The sequence below is a fragment of the Ferdinandcohnia sp. Marseille-Q9671 genome, from assembly GCF_976954385.1.
The window spans coordinates 136,990-155,508 of record NZ_CDRJTA010000003.1; the positions used below are offsets into that span (position 1 = coordinate 136,990).

Sequence of the window (18,519 nt, forward strand, 5' to 3'; positions counted from 1 at the left end):
TCCAATAGCAACCATCTCGTTTAGTTACTAATTTATTATTCAAAATAAGCCCATTGGTGCACCCCCACAATTTTGAAATTTCTAGCCAGTATTTGGCGAATCCACTTTTTTGTAGGTACTACTCGACACCAATCATAAATTATATTGGTTGAAATTTTTTGCTCAGGGAATAATATCTGATACTCATTAACTGCTCTTAGTACAGCATTTGAAACCAATTCTTTATGCCTACATTCTTCGCATAGATACTTTCTACCTTCTATTAGTATGGAAAATGATTGGCACAATTCACAAGTAATTCCTTTTCGAAGTTGTTCATAAGTATATCTAGGAATTTTATTATAAGGGGATTTGGTGATGTGCAACGATAATAATAGGTTAGCGATTTTTTGATGTTTTTCATTTAGTTTTGAAGTTATTTTATTTTGTGTTTTTATGTAATTATTAATTTGTGTTGGTAAGATGGCTTGTAAATTTAGAGGTGCTTGGTAAAGGGTGAAATTAGGGTTGATAAAAACAACAGAAGCATCAATGGGGAGTTGACAACCGTGACTACGAAGTAACTGGTTTAATAAGGATTCGGCTCTACTTAATTGGAGTATAGGATTACTAACTTCATGCTTTGGTTTCTTGAATAACTTATTAGATTCATAATAGTAGTCACCTTCAAAATTTTTCACTTCATAAAAGTTTATCTTTCCATCGATAAGAATAAGTGTGTCAATTTGGAAGGTTGTATTATTAACCTCTAGTAACAAATCGTTCAATATAAGACATTCACACTGAAGTTTTTCTGTTAAAGAATCGAATAATAGCTCTCCTTCATAACCTTTTTTCAAATTAGTAAAGTACTGCCTGTCCTTGCTTGAGAAATCTGTTCGTGTGTTTAATATTTCAAAAACAATTAATTCGTCTGATTTAGTACGAGGTTTAAAAATCATAGTCCACATCCTTTTCTAGTATGTAAGTTAATTATATTTGAATATTTAGTAGATCCAAAGAAAAACTTCCCTAAGAATCCCAATTTATGTTGAGGGCATCACCGGCAATTCATCAGATTGATGAAAGGGCTGACCCTTAGTTCCTTGAAGCGATGAGGGTCAGCTTTAGGTTACTTATTTTCTTAACTCTTTCCTAAGGTTGTAACACCTTATTTCGGCACAACTAACGTCAACGTAGTACCTTCCCCAACCACAGATTGTAGGGTGATCGTACCTCCGATGCTTCTGGCTCGTTCTTCCATACTGAACAGTCCGACTCCATTTCCTTTTTCATCTGGAGCAAAGCCTTGGCCTTTGTCACTCACTTCGACAGTGACTGCTGACTCACTCTCGTCAATTTTCACAAGGGCTTCAGAGACATTTGCATATTTTGCGATATTTGTTAATGCCTCTTGTACGACACGATAGATTGTAGTCTCAGTTTGAATCGGTAGGCGTGTTTTCAGTGTGCATGTAAATTCAGCCTGTATTCCGTAATGTTGTGCATAATGTTCAATGTACTTTCGAAGAGCAGGAACGACACCAAGGTCATCCAATACAGAGGGACGAAGCTCCCATGCAAGCACGCGGATATCCTCCATTACAAAGGATACGTCTTGCCGTAACCGGTGCAGTCGTTCATCAGGTTTTTCACTAATTAGCTGGTCGAGCTGAATCAGTAACGAAAACATGCTTTGTCCAATTCCGTCATGAAGCTCACGTGAAAACCTTTTTCTCTCATCTTCTTGAATACTAATCACTCGGGTCATCATATTCTTTAGCTCTTCCTGTGTCTCCTTAAGTGCGGTGACCTCATGTCGGACGGCTAAATATTGATCTGGTCTCCCGGCGTCTGACATTAGAGGAACAATCGTTGTATCTACCCAATAAAAGGAGCCATCCTTTGCCTTGTTCTTGATCTCACCCTTCCAGACATGACCAGAACCAATTGTTCGCCACATGTCCTTCCAAAATTCCTTTTCATGATATCCAGAATTAATTATCCTATGGTCTTGTCCAATTAACTCTTCTTTTGTATATTTCGATATCTCACAGAACTTATTGTTGATATATTGAATTTTACCTTGGCGATCCGTAATGGCGACAATGGATGATTCATCCAAAGCAAATGTTAAATCAGCGAGATGGCGGAGGGATTTCTGAACATCGACACGAAAGGAGGGGTCCTCAATGTGATTTTCAAGCTCTGTAAGGAGCTTCGCAACATTTGGACCGCCAATTTCCGATTGATGTTTAAGTCGATCAACATTATTCAAAATGAAGCAATCCTTTCTTCATTGCGTATTTTACTAGTTCTGGGCGGGTTTTTATCCCTAGTTTCTCCATTAAGTTACTTTTATGAGATTCAACTGTTTTTACACTAATGATTAGACGCTCAGCGATTTCTTTATTTGAATACCCCTTTGCAATCCATTCAAGTACTTCTTTTTCACGCTCAGAAAGCAAAGCAAGTGTATCCGAGCTGTCCCCATTTTTCACTCGATCTAAATATCCGCTCATTAATACTTTTGTTGCAGATGGTGTTAAATAGGCATTCCCAGTAGAAACAGATTCAATCGCACCTAGCAAATCATCGTGGGGAGCGTTCTTTAATATATACCCAGACGCTCCAGCTTTAATGGCTCTAAATAAGTATTCTTCATCATCATGCATGGTCAAAATTAAAACCGCCACATCTGGTAAAAGGTCATGTAACTCTTGTGTAGCCGTTAATCCATCCTTCCCGTGTGGCATACTTAAATCCATAAGAACGACATCAGGACGTAGTTCCATAGCCATTTTAATTGCTTCGTCACCCTCAGATGCTTCACCAATTACTTCTATATTATTCTTGCCGTTGAGTAACATCATAAGTCCTGAACGCACAACAGCATGATCGTCAACAATCAGTAATTTAACCACAATACTCCCCCTTAAAAATAAATCCGGTTGCACAATAGTTTAATTATAACATGTTTACACTACGTCTTCGGAAGAATCAATCTTCAATAAATTGTTAGAAATAAGGACTTTTCCCCTCAAAGATAGGGGGGTTCCCTGATATGTTTAAAATCACACTTCTTCTACAATTAGTAGTAGTTAATCGATTGAGGAGGAGTTCGTATGCAGGTAAAAGCTGCTGCAATCCAAAAGAAGCAAATTCATTCTTATAACAATGCCTTTGCTTCAAAGTTTGCTAAGTCTATGTTTCTTTCAATTATGGGGCTGGCAGTCTTAACATTTATTGGAACGAGAATGTTTACACATGTTGATTTAAATCTTTATGGCTATATGGTTGGAACGATTGTTTTTCTAGGAGGTTTCTTTTACCGCTTTATTGCATGGGGAGAAAGGCCACCAACAAAAATTATTATTAAAAAGGGAATAAAGCTTTTATTTAGAAAATCAACACCGAAAACGTCGGTTGAACATTTGGCTACGTACAATTTTATCTGGAATCGGGGAATTTACCGATGGACTCAGCATATTTTGATTGGCTGGGGCTGTATCCTTTCTTGTTTCGTGACATTTCCACTCGTGTTTGGGTGGATGTATTTCACGATGGATGACAATGGCTATTACAACATTATCGCAATGGGAATGAAGGTCATGACTGTTCCAGCAGACGGTATAATCGCAAATCTGTCCTATAACGCGTTGAATATTACTGCCGTTATGGTAATTGCAGGTGTTTGTATGGCGCTTTATCGTCGATTGAAAAACTTTCAAGCAAAGGCAGAGCAAAAATTCATTTATGACTTACTGCCTTTATACATGCTGCTGCTAGTTAGCATAACAGGTTTACTTTTAACATTTATGAATATCTTTTTACATGGTGCAGGTCATCCCGTAATGTCACTTATTCATCAATGGTCTGTAATTATTACCTTAATTTATCTGCCATTTGGAAAGTTAGCACATATTCCATTCCGTCCAATGAGTGTGTTAGCTAGAAATTATCGTGAACATTATGCAGAGCAAGAAACGAAATCCTGCAAGGTTTGCGGAGAAGGATTTGTTTCAGTTGAGCAATCACAGGACGTAATCAATGTGCTTGGTGTGAACGATATTCATTTTAAAACTAAGGAAGGTCACCATTTAGCAGAAATGTGTCTTCCGTGTCGTAGAAAATACCGGATCGCTCAATTTTCCGGCTTCCCAACCCATGAGGTAAAAGTCAAGGAGGCAAATCAGAATGCAAAGGGATAAGTTTTTTAAAGAAGTGAAAAATGTGATACATCCAAATGAAAAACTGATAAAGACTCACTGTAGTTATTGTGGAATGCAATGTGGAATGAACTTACGAGTCAATACTGTAACAAATAAAATCGTCGGTGTTGAACCGCGCTACGACTGGCCAGTAACGGTTGGAAAGATGTGTCCAAAAGGAGTTACTGCATACCAGCAGACTAATCATAAGGACCGCATTCTAAAACCACTGATTCGTGATGACGCCTCACTAAAAGGGACAAAAGAAGGCTTTCGTGAAGCAAGCTGGGAAGAAGCTTACGACCTAATTGCAAAGAATTTTACTAAGCTCCAAGAGAATTATGGTAAGGATACATTATCTGTATTTAGTGGCGTTTCGATGACAAATGAAAAATGCTATTTAACAGGCAAGTTTGCTCGTGTGGCATTAGGAACACGTTATATTGACTACAATGGCCGATTCTGTATGTCAAGTGCAGCAGGCGGATTCCTTCGTTCATTTGGTGTTGATCGTGGCTCTACATTGCCTTGGACAGATATTCACGAAACAGACTGTTTGTTTATAGCAGGAAGTAACACAGCTGAGTGTCACCCAACGTCCATGTTCCGTGTGTGGAACGTACAGGAAAGAGGAGGATACATCATTGTTGTGGATCCGCGTGAGACACCTTTAGCAAGAAGAGCAGATCTCCACCTGGACCTTAAACCAGGAACAGATTTAGCTTTGGCAAATGGAATCTTACATCAGCTTATTGAAAATGGATATACAGACGAAGAATTCATTACTAAACATACAAATGGTTTTGAAGATACAAGGGAACTTGTGAAAGAATTCACACCTGAATATACGAGTCAGATCACAGGCGTTGCACCAGAAAAAATCATTCGTGCAGCAGAAATCTACGGGAAGGCTCCGAATGCAGTGGTCATGTTTGCACGTGGTATCGAACAACAGCACAAAGGGGTAGACAATGTTTCAGGTTATACCAACATGGCGCTTGTAACCGGAAAAATTGGCCGACCAAAGTCAGGAGTAGCCACTTTTACTGGTCAAGGTAACGGACAAGGCGGCCGTGAGCATGGTCAAAAGTCAGACCTACTACCAGGATACCGTAAGCTGACAAATCCAGAGCATGTAAAAGAAGTCTGCGAAGTATGGGGAATTACTCCAGAGGAAATGCCGCAGCCAGGAGTTTCTGCTTACGAAATGTTTGAATTAATGGAAGAAAAAACAATTCGTGGATTATATCTACTCTGTTCAAATCCTGCAGTATCAGCACCGAACCTGAATTTTGTCAGAAAAGCATTGAAGAATCTTGATTTCATGGTTTGCGCGGACTTCTACCTATCAGAATCAGCGGAGTTTGCAGATGTCGTACTTCCTTCTGTGACGTGGTCTGAGGATGAGGGGACTGTTACAAATCTTGAAGGCCGGATCATTAAAATTAATAAGGCTCAAGAACCGATTGGAGAATCAAAGCCTGATTGGCAAATGCAGGTAGAGCTTGCAGAGCGACTTGGAAGAGGGAAATATTTTTCACATCTAAAGACAGCAAGGGATGTTGCGGATGAATTCCGTCTTGCAAGTAAAGGCGGCTATGCGGACTACTATGGAGCGACATGGGATAAAATCGACAAGCAGGATGGAGTTTTCTGGCCTTGCCGTGATGAGGAGGACAAGGGAACACCACATATGTTTTTAGATAAAAAATTCTATCATCCAGATGGAAAGGCAAAGATTTGTGCACTTCCATACCGTCCACCAGCTGAGGAGCCGGATAAAGAATATCCATTGAGACTCACAACAGGACGTGTCGTGTACCACTACCTATCCGGTAATCAAACAAGGAGAATATCATTCCTACATGATATGTGCCCTGAACCATATGTAGAGGTTCATCCGGAAACGGCTGAAAAGTATGATATTCAACATGAAGACAGAGTTCGTCTTTATACAAGAAGAGGCGAAAGTATTTATAAAGTAAAAATTACAGAAGCAATTCGAAAAGATACAGTGTTTGTTCCATATCATTTTGGACATGAAGAATCTATCAATCTATTGACTATTGCAGCGCTAGACCCAATCTCTAAAATGCCAGAATTTAAGGCGTGTGCCGCACAGATTGAAAAACTTGTTGTAAAGAAGGTGCAGTAAATGCAAAAGAGGCTTTATTTAGAACTAGAAAATTGTATTGGTTGCCGTTCCTGTCTTGCGGCTTGTACACAGTGCGGAGGGCATGAGGAGCGAAATAGAAACTATGTATATGATGTAAATCCACTTGTGAATAGGCAGACAATGCCTCTTATGTGCCTTCATTGTGTCAATCCAGCATGTGCAAGGAGTTGTCCGGCTCAAGCGATTCAAATCCATGAGTCAGGTGCAGTACTCTCTGCTCTTGTTGAAAAATGTATTGGATGTCAAAACTGTACAATCGCCTGTCCATATGGAATTCCGAAATTTGATACAGAACAAAATCTCATGTACAAATGTGACTTATGTATTGATCGTTCAAAGGATGGCATTCCACCCATGTGTGCAAGTGTATGTCCTTCAAACACGATTCAATGGCTTTCAGATGATGAGATTGAGGCGAAGAAGCATCAACATAATCTCGATAATGGAAAATGGGTCACAAGCATGGAGCTTGAAAATGAAACAAATGTAAAAATTAATCTACCTGGTATTTTACAAGGCATTACGAAGTTATTTTAGAAACGAGTTTGTAGATCCACTTTAGGAGTGATTGGAATGCCGTCTGATAAAAATAATCAAATTCCGTTTAACGAAGACAATTATACGCACAATATCAATCGTAATAATGAACGAAGTCTCGACCGCCGAGGCTTTATGAAGACCTTGGTCGGAGCAGCTGGTGTTTTCGCCATCTCTTCTCTGCCGTGGGGGGCAGTTGCTGCGAAGGAATTGATGGGACTCGGAGATAAGGAGTATCCACATAAAAAGATTACGGATATAAGCAAGTTAGGGATTGGAGAGTCAATAGATTTTACATTCCCTGGTGACCATGATGATGCCATACTAATTAGATTGTCCGAAGACAGATATGTTGCATACCAAAATGCATGTACACATCTTCGTTGTCCCGTTTTCTGGGTGAAGGAAGAGGGAGAAATGGTTTGTCCATGCCATCATGGGAAGTTTGATGTTCAAACAGGTGCACCTACAGCGGGACCTCCTCGTCGTCCATTGCCTGAAATCCAAGTGAAAGTGGATAAAGGCACGATCTATGCGGTAAGGGTGAAACGATATGAAGCCTAAGTATCTGGGAGTAATCATCCTACTTGTCATCTTGTTTTTGAATATCGTGTTTACCCAAAAGATGGTTCATCAATTTTTTTATGAAAACTATGTAAATACGCTTATATTCTGTGGCCTAAATTTAGTTTTATTTCCTGTCGCATGGATAGCGTATAAAAAGGTAAAAAAGGCGTGATGGTTATGAACAGTGAAACCTATCTTGATTTTTGTTTCATAAGAGGAGCAACCGGTGAATTTGCAGAAGAGATTAACCAGTTGCTGACTAAGCTATTTAAAGGCATTCGTGTCGATTGGTATTTGGAAGAAAAGATGAAAGATGGAGCTGAAATTGTTATTGCTGAAATAAAGGGAATGAGCAAATGGCAGTCAGAGGATGAAGCCATTGAATTTATTGAAGCACATGCAGAGGAAGACTTTTGGTCCTATCTTCAAGGATATAAAATGTTCATCTATCCTGTTAAGAGAGGGTGCAATAGCTGTGGAGTTAACTGAGATTAAAAGCTTGGAATCTTTTATTTTAGAGGACGTGGAAGTCGCGATTTTGGATGAAAATGGCGAAGATTTAGCTCCCTTTATAAAAAAAGCGGTTTTCAAAACAGAACTTTGTCCAGATGGGACTCACCTTCGTATTTATTTTAATCTCAAGCAATTCTTTGCTGTTCCGTTAACAGCAAAGGTCGAAAATAGTGATGATACATGGTCCGCCTTTGACGAGCAAGCGGGGCTAACATATGTAATAAGAAGAGAGTGTGGTCCAGATGCATAGAAAAATTCAACTTCCCTTGCAAACGTTAAACCTTGTCGTTGGTTTTATGGTATGGGTATTGATTTCATCTTTATTGCCTTTTATGAAAGAGGACATATCCATTCCGAGTAATCAATTGGCGCTAGTAACAGCTGTACCCGTTATACTTGGCTCCATTTTACGGATACCATTAGGGTATTATGCAAACCAAATTGGGGCTAGAATAATTTTCCTAATTAGCTTTCTGCTATTATTGTTCCCAGTTTACTATATTAGTATAGCAAATTCGGTAGCGGACTTACTTATTGGGGGACTATTTCTAGGTATTGGTGGTGCGGTTTTCTCTGTAGGAGTTACGTCACTGCCGAAGTACTATCCAAAAGAAAAGCACGGGTTTGTTAATGGGATATATGGAGCAGGTAATCTCGGAACCGCTATATCCACCTTTGCGGCCCCAGTCATTGCGACAAAAATTGGCTGGACCTCAACTGTTCAGTTATATCTAATCATACTTGCTATTTTTGCTCTTGCGAATTTCTTTTTAGGAGACAAGAAGGAAGTTAAGGTAAAAACCCCTCTTATGGAGCAAATCAAGGGTGTTTATAAAAATGAAAAACTTTGGTTGTTCAGCTTATTTTACTTTATAACGTTCGGATCTTTTGTTGCGTTTACAATTTATCTTCCCAATTTCTTGGTTGAGAACTTTGGGCTAGATAAGGTGGATGCAGGGATAAGAACAGCTGGTTTTATTGTTCTTGCCACAGCGATGAGACCAATTGGTGGTTGGCTGGCAGATCGCTTTCATTCTCTTAAACTATTAATGTTTGTATTTGGATGCTATACCATATCAGCAATGATTCTTTCATTTGCACCTTCAATCGGGTGGTATACAATCGGGTGTCTAACAATTGCATTCTGTGCGGGAATGGGTAATGGCGTTATTTTTAAAATGGTACCTATGTACTTCCAAAAGCAAGCAGGTATTGTAAATGGTATTGTTTCAGCGATTGGAGGACTTGGAGGATTTTTCCCTCCTATCATTCTAGGTATTCTTTACAATGTGAATGGACATTACGCCATTGGATTTATGGCATTATCTGAAGTGGCGCTAGCAAGCTTAATCCTAGTGGTTTGGATGTATTTTCATGGCAAAATGGAGTTGTCCAAACAGGTCATTGATCATACAGCTGAAGGTATAATGGTAACCGATTTGAATGGGAAAATCATTTCCGTGAACCCTGCTTTTACTACTATTACTGGATATAGTGAAGAGGAGATTATTGGCAAGCAACCTAATGTTCTTAAGTCTGGAAAACAATCCAAAGAGTTTTATGAAGACTTGTGGAGAACAATCGAATCTGAAGGAAACTGGCAGGGCCAAATCTGGAACAAACGGAAAGATGGCTCAACTTACTTACAGTGGCTGACGATTAGTGCAATAAAAAATGATAGTGGTGATATCGTGCAAAATGCAGGAATGCTTAGTGATATGACAGGGAAAAATATGAAAGAAGTATAAGAGTAACGAAAAAATGAATCCTTTCAAAAGGATTCATTTTTTTATTTCCAACAGACCTTGGTTATAAAAGCTAGATATTTCAATTGAGATAGCCTTTAGCTGATTCATCTGTTCCATACAGTATTTTGTTTCGGTACGTGAACCGATCAGAAGCACTCCACTTACTTTGCCCATAAAATGAATCGGGACTGCTGCAGCTGAAACTAAGTTCTCAGCTAACATAATGGGATATTGAAGTCTTGTTTGTGTGTGATTGGGTGTATCTTGGTCGATAACCATGGGTGTACCAAACCGAACCACAGAGCCTGACAAACCCTTACCGGATCGTATCACCATATTTTTAAACCGATTATTTGTATATCCATACGCATATTCCCAGCGTATGGTCTGATTTCTTTGATCGACATTTGCAAATGCAGAGAAATCACTTGAGGTGTTTGTACATAATTCATGAAGTTTTTGTTCCATTTTGACTTGTATCGTTTCCATGAGTTTCTCTCCCCGAGAATGATAGTGATTTCATCTTTAGAATAAACATCTTCTTACATATTGTAATCCTTTTTTTAAAGTTTGTATCTCAGGGAATTCCCTTAACTTTTCACCAAGAAAATAGTAAATCTACATATTTTAGTACCTGAAAAAAGATGAACCACCACTTCGATAGGAAGAAAACGAATGAATAAATAGGGGAATTTACAGGGGAATATCAGGAATTCCCCCGATACCTAGTTTTTACTATTAGTCGTATGATTATAGTATAAAGTCAAGTCGGGGGGATTCAAAAATGGCAATGGTTATGGAAGAACTGAAAAGCGAGATTCCTCATTTAGAATCAATTAATGAAAGCATTGATCAATTTCTATCAAAAGATAATTTAAATAAATTGCACAATATCATGCATACGAAAAAGGTAATGGCTGGTTCTCATCTGTTTTGGGAGGGTGAAGAAGCTGAAAAAATGTACTATGTTGTCTCTGGAAGAGTGAAGCTGCGAGCTTCTTCAGAAAGAGGTAAGGACTATTTACTATCTATTAAAGACAAGGGAAGTTTTATCGGAGAGTTCGGTGGTTTTACAGATAAATTATATTTCAATTATCGTGCTGAAGTAGAGGAAGACTCTGAGATTGGAGTTATCCATATTAGTGATTTGAAAAAGCTGTTATATCAATTTGGAAACTTTGCTGTTGAATTTATGAGTTGGGTTGGGTGGACGCAACGTATTATGCAAAATAAATTATACGACCTTTTGTTCTTTGATAAAACAGGAGCATTAGCATCAACGTTAATCAAATTAACAACTACGCATGGAGTTAAATGTGCAGATGGTATTCTACTTGCGATTGAATTAACAAACAAGGACTTAGGTGATTTTATCGGTACCACTCGTGAAAGTGTAAATCGACTTTTAAATAGCTGGAAACGGGAAGGTATTGTTGAAATGTATGACCATAAAGTGGTCATCCTTCGCATTGAACGTTTATATGAAATCTGCGAATATACTGGTGGAATTCATTAAATCAGAATAATATTTTACAATATTTATTATTATCCTAGTAGGAGGGACAGTGGGCAAAGCTGTCCTTTTTTTATGTGTTGAGTAATCAGATATTTGCGATTGTTTGATAATTTTACATTGACAAATTATTTTAACAATAATAATATTACTTTTATTATTCTATTGTTTAAATAATAAATTTGGAGAATGGTATCTTGATCAAATCATATTCCTTGGTGGAGCCTGTTACTAGTAGATGGGCCACTGAATCATAATTCCGGAAGGGGGATTTCTTATGTTTATAGCAATGATGTTCTGGGTAGGAGTTATACTCTTTAGTACGGCATTAAATATATTTCTCTGTTACCGAGTCGAAAAATCAGGTGTTAAACGTTGGGGTGCAACCGGAAAATTATTTAAATATAAATAAAAGAAAGTGAGGGAAATGGATGGTTTGGTACATAGCAGTATTCGCTTTTTACATTGTATTTTTGATTTGGGCAAATCTAAAAGCACTAAAAGCTGCCGAATCTATTGATGATTTTGCGATTGGCGGCCATAGAATGGGCTTATTAATGAGTATCGGCACAACAACTGCCACCTGGGTGAGTGTAGCATCGGTAATTGGTATACCAGGTTATTTATATAGTACAGGGGTTGCAACGATAATAGGTTGGGTAGCTGGTTGGGCATTTGGTGGAGCACTACTACCAATTGTTGCGTACAAAGTTAGAAGGCCAAAAGTGCCTGCACGAACATTCCCGGAATTTGTTCGATTCCGCTTTGAACCATTTAAGAAGAAGAGTGGCCTTCAAGCATTAGTTGGTTTATTAATGTTTGTCGGTTATTTGCTTCTAGTTAATATCCAGGTTACTGGCTTCGGAATTGTGTTTTCACAGATTACAGGCATTAAATATGAAATTGCTATTTTTGGATTCTTACTTTTTATTCTTTTGACAAGCCTGGGAGGATTCTGGTCAGTTGCGATGACAGATACACTAAATACAATTTTAATTACAATCGGTGTTATCATAGCGGCTAGTGTTGTCTTAGTACTTACAGGTGGCATGTCTAATATTCTTGACACACTTGCAACAACGACAGCACCTACAATTGTAGGGGGGCCAGAACTTGAAAAGGGAATCCTTCTCTCACCAGTTGGATCGTTTGGTCTTGGAGCCCTGTTTTCTATATTTATTTCAAATTCACTAGGTACACCATCTTCTCCGCACTGGGTAGCAAGAATGGTAGCACCTAAAAATATCAAAATAGCTATCTTACAGATTATGGGTACTATTTTTCTGCTAATTTTTATTATGGGCCCACTCATTATAGTTGGCCTAGGGGCAAAAGTGTTAATCCCAAGTATGCCTGCAGGAAAAACAACAGATTATATCGTTCCGGTACTTATCCAAGAGTATATGCATCCATTTATTGGAGCGGTTATTTTAATCGCCATTTGTGCCGCAGCCATATCTACGGCTAATTCAATGCTTTTACACTGTGCAACGTCTCTTTACTATGACGTGTATTTAAATATCTTCACAAAAAAAGTATCTGACAAAGGCTTTCGAGTTTGGTTGCGTATAAGTATTTTCATCATTGCAATTGTTGCCGTTCTACTTGCGATTAAACCACCATGGTTTATTGCAATGGGATTCACGTATGTGTATGGTGGCTTTGGTGCTGCTTTCTTCTTAGTAGTTTTCTTAGGATTATATTGGAAGAGAATGAACAAGGCAGGAGCGTATGCAGGCATTCTAATTGGTGCTGTTGTGTATATGGCCGCTAAAGCCATGGGGGCAGTAAACCCGTTCGTCATCGCAGTAACAGTATCATTAGTTGGAGTATTAATCGCGGTGTTTACTACTAAAAAACCACCAATTGAAGCATACGAGCCTTATTTTAATGCAGAAGTCAGTGAATCTACAAACGAACTGTATGCGAAAATAAGAGAGTAAATAAAAAGTGCCTGTCATTGTGGCGGAAAAAATAAGAAGGTGACCAGACAAAAACTGTCTTGGTCACCTTCTTTGGTTTATTGATTTTGAACCTTTACCTGTGGTTTTGCTTTTGCGTTTCTTTGCCATAGTATTGTAATCAGTAACGTTACTATTAATAGTATAAGGCCTAAGACAAACGGGTAAGTGATTTGAACATCATACAATAGTCCGCCTAAAGTAGGTCCTAGTATATTACCAATACTCATATAAGCATTGTTCATACCCATTGCAAAGCCTTGTTCATTGCCAGCAAGCTTTGAGATTAACGTATTCAGCACAGGTCTTAAAATTGAGGTTGCAAGGAAAATGAGTAATGTAATTCCGAAAAAGAATGCGTAACTATCTGCAAACAATGTAAGTAAAAATCCTACTGCTGCTACAGAAATGAACACATTTAAAATCCAACCTTCACCAAATCGTGTAACAAGACGATCCACAACAAATAATTGAACAATTACACTTACGATTCCAGTTGAAGTGATCATTAGGGCTATATCTTGTGGTGTTGCTTGGTATTGATTATCAACAAATAAGCCAATAACAGACTCATAAGCCAATAGACCAAAACTCATGACAAGTGTAATCACCAATGGAATGAAAAATGGCATTCGCACTGAACGTACAATCTTTTTCGCCATTGATTCATCATCTGGAATAAATTCATCTGTGACGTTTTCTGGCTTGCTCTCTTTAAGGACGACAAGAGAGAAGAATACCGACACAAGTGAAACGAGTGCTGATACTAAAAACGGAAATTTTATACCGAAGTCAGCCAAAAACCCACCAATCCCAGGTCCTACAACAATTCCAAGAGACATAGCAGCTGAAACATAGCTATTACCCTTTGCACGTTGTTCAAATGTGGTTATATCTGCAACATACGCAAATATGGCAGGAACTAATAGTGCGGCACCAATTCCACCAATCACACGAGATGCATACAGCAGCCAAATCGAGTCTACAAAATAGAAGATAAACATAGAGAGTGTCAAACCTGACAGTCCATAAATGATCATTTTTCTACGTCCGTATTGATCAGTCCACTTTCCGGCAACTGGAGAGAATATAAACTGTGCCCCAGCGAATATCGCAATCATGAGTCCAGCTGCTTTCCCACCTTGGTCAATCGACTCTAAATAGGCAGGCAAAATGGGAATTATAATTCCAAAACTTCCAATAGCGATAAACATATTTATCATTAATATAATCATTTTTTTACGTTGGTCAACTGTCATCGCGACACCTCTTTTCATGTATGAGTAAAGATTTAATTTAGTAACCTATTTTTCTAGAACTATACTAAGTTATTACATAATCATGTGAAAGTCAAAGAGAAATAATAACATTTATTCGACATATTTCGAGTGGTGATAAATCAATTGCTATGGACTTTATGTATAAAGGTTATAATAAGGTACAAAAGAATGGAAAATGAGGTAAATGTTATGAATGGTTTTGATGCGTATCAATTAAGTGAGGAAATTGTTAGGGCACTTTCTGACTTACATTATAATACCCCAACAGATATCCAGGCAAAGGTTATACCAGTTGCTTTAGAAAAAAAGGACATAGTTGGTAAGTCACAAACGGGAAGCGGCAAGACAGCAGCTTTTTCGATTCCGATTTGTGAACTGATAAAATGGGAAGAAAACAAACCCCAAGCATTAGTCCTTACGCCTACGAGGGAACTAGCTGCACAGGTGACAAGTGATGTAATCAATATTGGCCGTTTTAAGCGGGTAAAGGCAACTGCAATATATGGAAAGCAGTCTTTTGAGCGTCAAAAGCTAGAACTAAAGCAAAAAACACATGTTGTTGTAGGGACACCTGGGAGGGTCCTAGATCACATTACAAAGGAAACTCTCGCAGTAGATCATATACAGTACCTCGTCATTGATGAAGCAGACGAGATGCTTAATATGGGATTCATTGATCAGGTCGAAGCTATCATTAAATCACTGCCTTCCGAACGGGTTACCATGTTATTTTCAGCTACACTCCCTTCAGATGTTGAACAATTAACTACAAAATATATGAAGTCTCCAAAATATATTGAGGTTGAACAGGTACAACTTGCAGAAGGTAACATTCAACATACCCTAGTCGAAGTCGAAGAAAAGGATAAATTTTTACTTTTAAAGGATATAACAATCGTTGAGAATCCTGATAGCTGTATTATCTTTTGTAGCACACAGGAGAGAGTGGATGGGTTGTTTGAAAAGCTAGATAATGCAAATTACTCATGTGACAAAATTCATGGTGGTATGATACAAGAAGACAGATTTGAAGTTATGGAAGACTTTAAAAAAGGGATGTTCCGTTACTTAGTTGCCACTGATGTTGCGGCAAGGGGAATCGATATCGAAAATATATCTCTAGTTATTAATTATGATGTTCCTTATGAAAAAGCAAGGTATGTTCATCGGATAGGCAGAACAGGTCGGGCAGGACAAACAGGGAAAGCCATAACGTTCGCTACATCAAGAGAAGGCAACCTTGTTAAAGAAATTGAGGAGTACATTGGAGAAGAAATAAGAATTAGAAAAATCCCCACAAAAGATGAGGTTTCTTTTGCGAAAGCGGCCTTTAATGAAAAAATGAATAAGTATCCTCAATTAAAACAAGACAGAGCAGAGCAATTGAACAAAGATATTATGAAGCTATACTTTAATGGAGGAAAGAAGAAAAAGCTTCGTGTCGTGGACTTTGTTGGGACAATTGCAAAGATACCTGGAGTTTTGGCAGATGATATTGGAATCATTACCATACAGGAAAATGCTACATATGTGGAAATTTTAAATGGAAAAGGACAACTTGTATTACAAACAATGAAGCATACTACGGTAAAAGGGAAGCAATTAAAAGTACATATTGCTAAGTAAAACAAAGAGGTTACAGCAATATTTAAAAGGTAGTAAAAGTCTACATATAAAAGATGAACATGGACGTGTGGTAAGGAATAATGATAAAGAAGAGAGATTTGTTAACAGTGTGGGTAGATATGGACAGTAAGTATTAGGGGAGGATGGGTATGGCAAACAAAAATGTAGATGATATCCTTCAGCAAGGAATACATGGAGTTAAGGAAACAAAGCCGGAAGAGCGAAAGAAATTTCTTGGAACAATTAGAGAACGAGTGCTTCTTGCACTAAAACAGCCACAGGTTAGAGAGAATAAGATATATCCTGACGTGGAAGAAGCATGTAAAAATAACTCCGGTGTACATATGTACCTTAATGGTAATATGAATTACCGTTTTTTATCCAAGTATGTAAAGTTAGCAGGCAAGTATAATGTCCAGTACACACTTGTAACAAATAAGGAACACAATTCAGAACTCGGCCTAGTCCTCGCGTACGACTATGCAATTGATAAGGAAGACATATACATCAACAAAAAAGTCCAACTAACCCCGCCAGTACAGAACCAAGCTCAAAAGAAAAAAGGATTCTTCTCATTCTTTAAACGAGGATGAGTCAGTTTTGGGACAGGGGGACAGGTTCCGTGACCCACCAACAATTGTGGGACAGTGGACCTGTCCCCCTGACCCAATTTAGATCCACCGTTTTTCCTTTGCGACAGTTACTGCTTCTGTGCGGTTTTTTACATCAAGTTTATTAATAATCTCAGACATATAGTTCCGTACAGTGCCTGCTGATAGAAATAGAAGGGAAGAGATTTCTTTTGAGGTTTTTCCTTCTGATGCTAGTCTAAGAACTTCCCGTTCGCGATCTGTAAGAGGGGAATCTTCTTTTATACTTCCAAAAATAAGTTCTGGAGCAAATTCACGCTTGCCCTTCATCACACTTCGAATCGATTCAGCTAGCTCATCAATTGAGCCATCTTTCAACATATAACCTTCTACGCCAATTTTTACAGCTCGTTCGAAGTAACCTGGGCGCGCGAATGTGGTTAAGATAATAATTTTGCATGATGCTCCTTTTTTTTGAGCCTCTTCGGCCACTTCGAGACCACTTTTATAAGGCATTTCAATATCCATTAGACAGATATCGGGGTTAAGTCGCAGGATCATCTCTAATGCTTCTCGTCCATTAGATGCTTCACCAACAATCTCGATATCCTCCTCAAAATCTAATAAAGAGCCTAGAGCACCCCTCAGCATTCCTTGATCTTCGGCTATCATCACTCTAATCAAGAACCAACACCAACCTTTTTCTCTTTTACGATGATGGGAACAGTGATGATCAATTTTGTCCCTTTTTGTGTCAGTATCCTCACACAGCCATCTAGTAATCGTAACCGTTCATTGATTCCCTTTAACCCATTGCCTTCACGATTTGATTCGGATAGCCCTCTTCCATCGTCGTGTATCGATAATTCAATTTCCCCCGATTTTTTTGAAAGGTGCACGAAGCAGTTTGATGCCTCACTATGTTTGACGACGTTTGTAATTCCTTCCTTAAGGCACAAACTAAGGATGTTTTGCGTGAGCAAAGGAACTTCTTCCAGTTTTGAGTCTCCTTCAAATCGAAATAAAATTCCAGCTGCTTGTAATAACGATTCTGTTTCAATTAACTCTTCCGCAATCGTAATGGCCCTCATATCGGATACGAGTTCTCTCACTTGCCTAAGGGTCGAGCGGGAGGTTCTTTCAATTTCTTTTGTTTCTAGCTTGGCTTTTTCAATATCTTTACTAATCAATCGATGGACGAGTTGACTTTTTAAGGTAATCATTGATAATGTGTGCCCTAACGTGTCATGTAGATCTCTAGCAATTCTCATTCTCTCTTCACGTTTTACAAGCTCCTCAATTTGTTCATTTGCCTCTTCAAGCTTTTTCTCCAGTTCCATACGACTATTCATTGAACGAATGCCAAATGGGGAGATCAACATGATAATAATAAAAATGGCATTATAGAATATGTTTTCTGTAGCTAATGTATTCCACTGTAGAAAAAAAGGAAAAACGATCGCTAATGCAAAGAATACTAGTGTTCTTCTGAACATTTGCTTGTTCGTATACCAGCCAATAAAATGGGCAGGAAAGAATCCAAGAAACGTATTATATAGATTATAATAGGTTGCGAGAATCAGAATGATAGAGATTTGCAAAACTAACCAAAAGGTAAAAGATGTAACTGTTGGAGAGTTATAGAGCTGGCGATACGTTAGTAGAAAAAGAAGTAGTAGACCGATGCCGGCAAGTTGTTTCCATCCATGTTCAATAAAAACATAATAGGCTGGCATTGCAAGGTAAATCAAAAATACATATGGGAAAAATCCGTATCTTGCTGGGAAGAACCTAAACTCCTTTATCTGTTGTATCATT

The 18,519-nt window shown here is 38.3% G+C and carries 19 protein-coding genes; 12 read left to right on the forward strand and 7 right to left on the reverse strand.

The window, feature by feature from the left end:
* Positions 1 to 35: 35 nt before the first annotated feature.
* The 3 genes from ACWNMY_RS13415 to ACWNMY_RS13425 form a co-directional block, all read right to left on the reverse strand.
* Positions 36 to 941 carry a nuclease-related domain-containing protein gene (locus ACWNMY_RS13415; RefSeq protein ID WP_449538768.1) on the reverse strand — a complete coding sequence of 302 codons (906 nt, stop codon included), beginning with the start codon at positions 939 to 941 and terminating at the stop codon, positions 36 to 38.
* Positions 942 to 1,150: 209 nt separating this feature from the next.
* Positions 1,151 to 2,257 (reverse strand): PAS domain-containing sensor histidine kinase, encoded by a 1,107-nt coding sequence (locus ACWNMY_RS13420; protein ID WP_449538769.1) that lies wholly within the window; start codon positions 2,255 to 2,257, stop codon positions 1,151 to 1,153.
* Positions 2,250 to 2,903 carry a response regulator gene (locus ACWNMY_RS13425; protein ID WP_449538770.1) on the reverse strand — a complete coding sequence of 218 codons (654 nt, stop codon included), beginning with the start codon at positions 2,901 to 2,903 and terminating at the stop codon, positions 2,250 to 2,252. The genes ACWNMY_RS13420 and ACWNMY_RS13425 overlap by 8 nt, the downstream gene beginning before the upstream one ends.
* Before the next feature lie 201 nt (positions 2,904 to 3,104).
* Between ACWNMY_RS13425 and ACWNMY_RS13430 the strand changes: the two genes are divergently transcribed.
* The 7 genes from ACWNMY_RS13430 (at position 3,105) to ACWNMY_RS13460 (ending at position 9,731) form a co-directional block, all read left to right on the forward strand.
* Positions 3,105 to 4,190, forward strand: coding sequence for a hypothetical protein (locus ACWNMY_RS13430; protein WP_449538771.1), 1,086 nt, complete (start codon positions 3,105 to 3,107; stop codon positions 4,188 to 4,190).
* Positions 4,177 to 6,345, forward strand: coding sequence for a molybdopterin oxidoreductase family protein (locus tag ACWNMY_RS13435; RefSeq protein ID WP_449538772.1), 2,169 nt, complete (start codon positions 4,177 to 4,179; stop codon positions 6,343 to 6,345). The genes ACWNMY_RS13430 and ACWNMY_RS13435 overlap by 14 nt, the downstream gene beginning before the upstream one ends.
* Positions 6,346 to 6,903: a 4Fe-4S dicluster domain-containing protein gene (locus tag ACWNMY_RS13440; protein WP_449538773.1), complete on the forward strand. Its 558-nt coding sequence runs from the start codon at positions 6,346 to 6,348 to the stop codon at positions 6,901 to 6,903.
* 36 nt (positions 6,904 to 6,939) lie between these two features.
* The gene (locus ACWNMY_RS13445) at positions 6,940 to 7,467 is read left to right on the forward strand and encodes a QcrA and Rieske domain-containing protein (RefSeq protein WP_449538774.1); all 528 of its coding nucleotides are present in this window, start codon (positions 6,940 to 6,942) and stop codon (positions 7,465 to 7,467) included.
* Positions 7,468 to 7,647: 180 nt separating this feature from the next.
* Positions 7,648 to 7,959: a hypothetical protein gene (locus ACWNMY_RS13450; RefSeq protein WP_449538775.1), complete on the forward strand. Its 312-nt coding sequence runs from the start codon at positions 7,648 to 7,650 to the stop codon at positions 7,957 to 7,959.
* Positions 7,946 to 8,233: a hypothetical protein gene (locus ACWNMY_RS13455; protein ID WP_449538776.1), complete on the forward strand. Its 288-nt coding sequence runs from the start codon at positions 7,946 to 7,948 to the stop codon at positions 8,231 to 8,233. Before ACWNMY_RS13450 ends, ACWNMY_RS13455 begins: the two co-directional genes overlap by 14 nt.
* Positions 8,226 to 9,731 (forward strand): nitrate/nitrite transporter, encoded by a 1,506-nt coding sequence (locus ACWNMY_RS13460; RefSeq protein WP_449538777.1) that lies wholly within the window; start codon positions 8,226 to 8,228, stop codon positions 9,729 to 9,731. Before ACWNMY_RS13455 ends, ACWNMY_RS13460 begins: the two co-directional genes overlap by 8 nt.
* Before the next feature lie 33 nt (positions 9,732 to 9,764).
* Here the strand turns inward: ACWNMY_RS13460 and ACWNMY_RS13465 are convergent, their stop codons facing one another.
* The gene (locus tag ACWNMY_RS13465; RefSeq protein ID WP_449538778.1) at positions 9,765 to 10,220 is read right to left on the reverse strand and encodes a GAF domain-containing protein; all 456 of its coding nucleotides are present in this window, start codon (positions 10,218 to 10,220) and stop codon (positions 9,765 to 9,767) included.
* Between the two features lie 295 nt (positions 10,221 to 10,515).
* Here ACWNMY_RS13465 and ACWNMY_RS13470 point away from each other — a divergent pair, with 295 nt between their 5' ends.
* From ACWNMY_RS13470 to ACWNMY_RS13480, 3 genes are all read left to right on the forward strand, one after another.
* Positions 10,516 to 11,247: a Crp/Fnr family transcriptional regulator gene (locus ACWNMY_RS13470; RefSeq protein WP_449538779.1), complete on the forward strand. Its 732-nt coding sequence runs from the start codon at positions 10,516 to 10,518 to the stop codon at positions 11,245 to 11,247.
* Positions 11,248 to 11,521: 274 nt separating this feature from the next.
* On the forward strand, positions 11,522 to 11,656 hold the full coding sequence (locus tag ACWNMY_RS13475; protein ID WP_449538780.1) for a hypothetical protein: 135 nt from the start codon (positions 11,522 to 11,524) through the stop codon (positions 11,654 to 11,656).
* 19 nt (positions 11,657 to 11,675) lie between these two features.
* Entirely contained in the window at positions 11,676 to 13,187 is a 1,512-nt protein-coding gene (locus ACWNMY_RS13480) for a sodium:solute symporter family protein (RefSeq protein WP_449538781.1), read from the forward strand.
* A gap of 77 nt (positions 13,188 to 13,264) precedes the next feature.
* Here the strand turns inward: ACWNMY_RS13480 and ACWNMY_RS13485 are convergent, their stop codons facing one another.
* Positions 13,265 to 14,464 (reverse strand): MFS transporter, encoded by a 1,200-nt coding sequence (locus ACWNMY_RS13485; protein WP_449538782.1) that lies wholly within the window; start codon positions 14,462 to 14,464, stop codon positions 13,265 to 13,267.
* Positions 14,465 to 14,674: 210 nt separating this feature from the next.
* Here ACWNMY_RS13485 and ACWNMY_RS13490 point away from each other — a divergent pair, with 210 nt between their 5' ends.
* Both ACWNMY_RS13490 and ACWNMY_RS13495 read left to right on the forward strand, forming a co-directional pair.
* Positions 14,675 to 16,111 carry a DEAD/DEAH box helicase gene (locus tag ACWNMY_RS13490; RefSeq protein WP_449538783.1) on the forward strand — a complete coding sequence of 479 codons (1,437 nt, stop codon included), beginning with the start codon at positions 14,675 to 14,677 and terminating at the stop codon, positions 16,109 to 16,111.
* A gap of 149 nt (positions 16,112 to 16,260) precedes the next feature.
* Positions 16,261 to 16,704, forward strand: coding sequence for a YueI family protein (locus ACWNMY_RS13495; protein ID WP_449538784.1), 444 nt, complete (start codon positions 16,261 to 16,263; stop codon positions 16,702 to 16,704).
* Positions 16,705 to 16,782: 78 nt separating this feature from the next.
* On the opposite strand, the gene ACWNMY_RS13500 is transcribed toward ACWNMY_RS13495, so the two are convergent.
* Positions 16,783 to 17,385, reverse strand: a complete 603-nt coding sequence (locus ACWNMY_RS13500) for a response regulator (protein ID WP_449538785.1) — start codon at positions 17,383 to 17,385, stop codon at positions 16,783 to 16,785.
* Positions 17,382 to 18,518 carry a sensor histidine kinase gene (locus ACWNMY_RS13505; RefSeq protein WP_449538786.1) on the reverse strand — a complete coding sequence of 379 codons (1,137 nt, stop codon included), beginning with the start codon at positions 18,516 to 18,518 and terminating at the stop codon, positions 17,382 to 17,384. Before ACWNMY_RS13505 ends, ACWNMY_RS13500 begins: the two co-directional genes overlap by 4 nt.
* Position 18,519 lies beyond the last annotated feature (1 nt).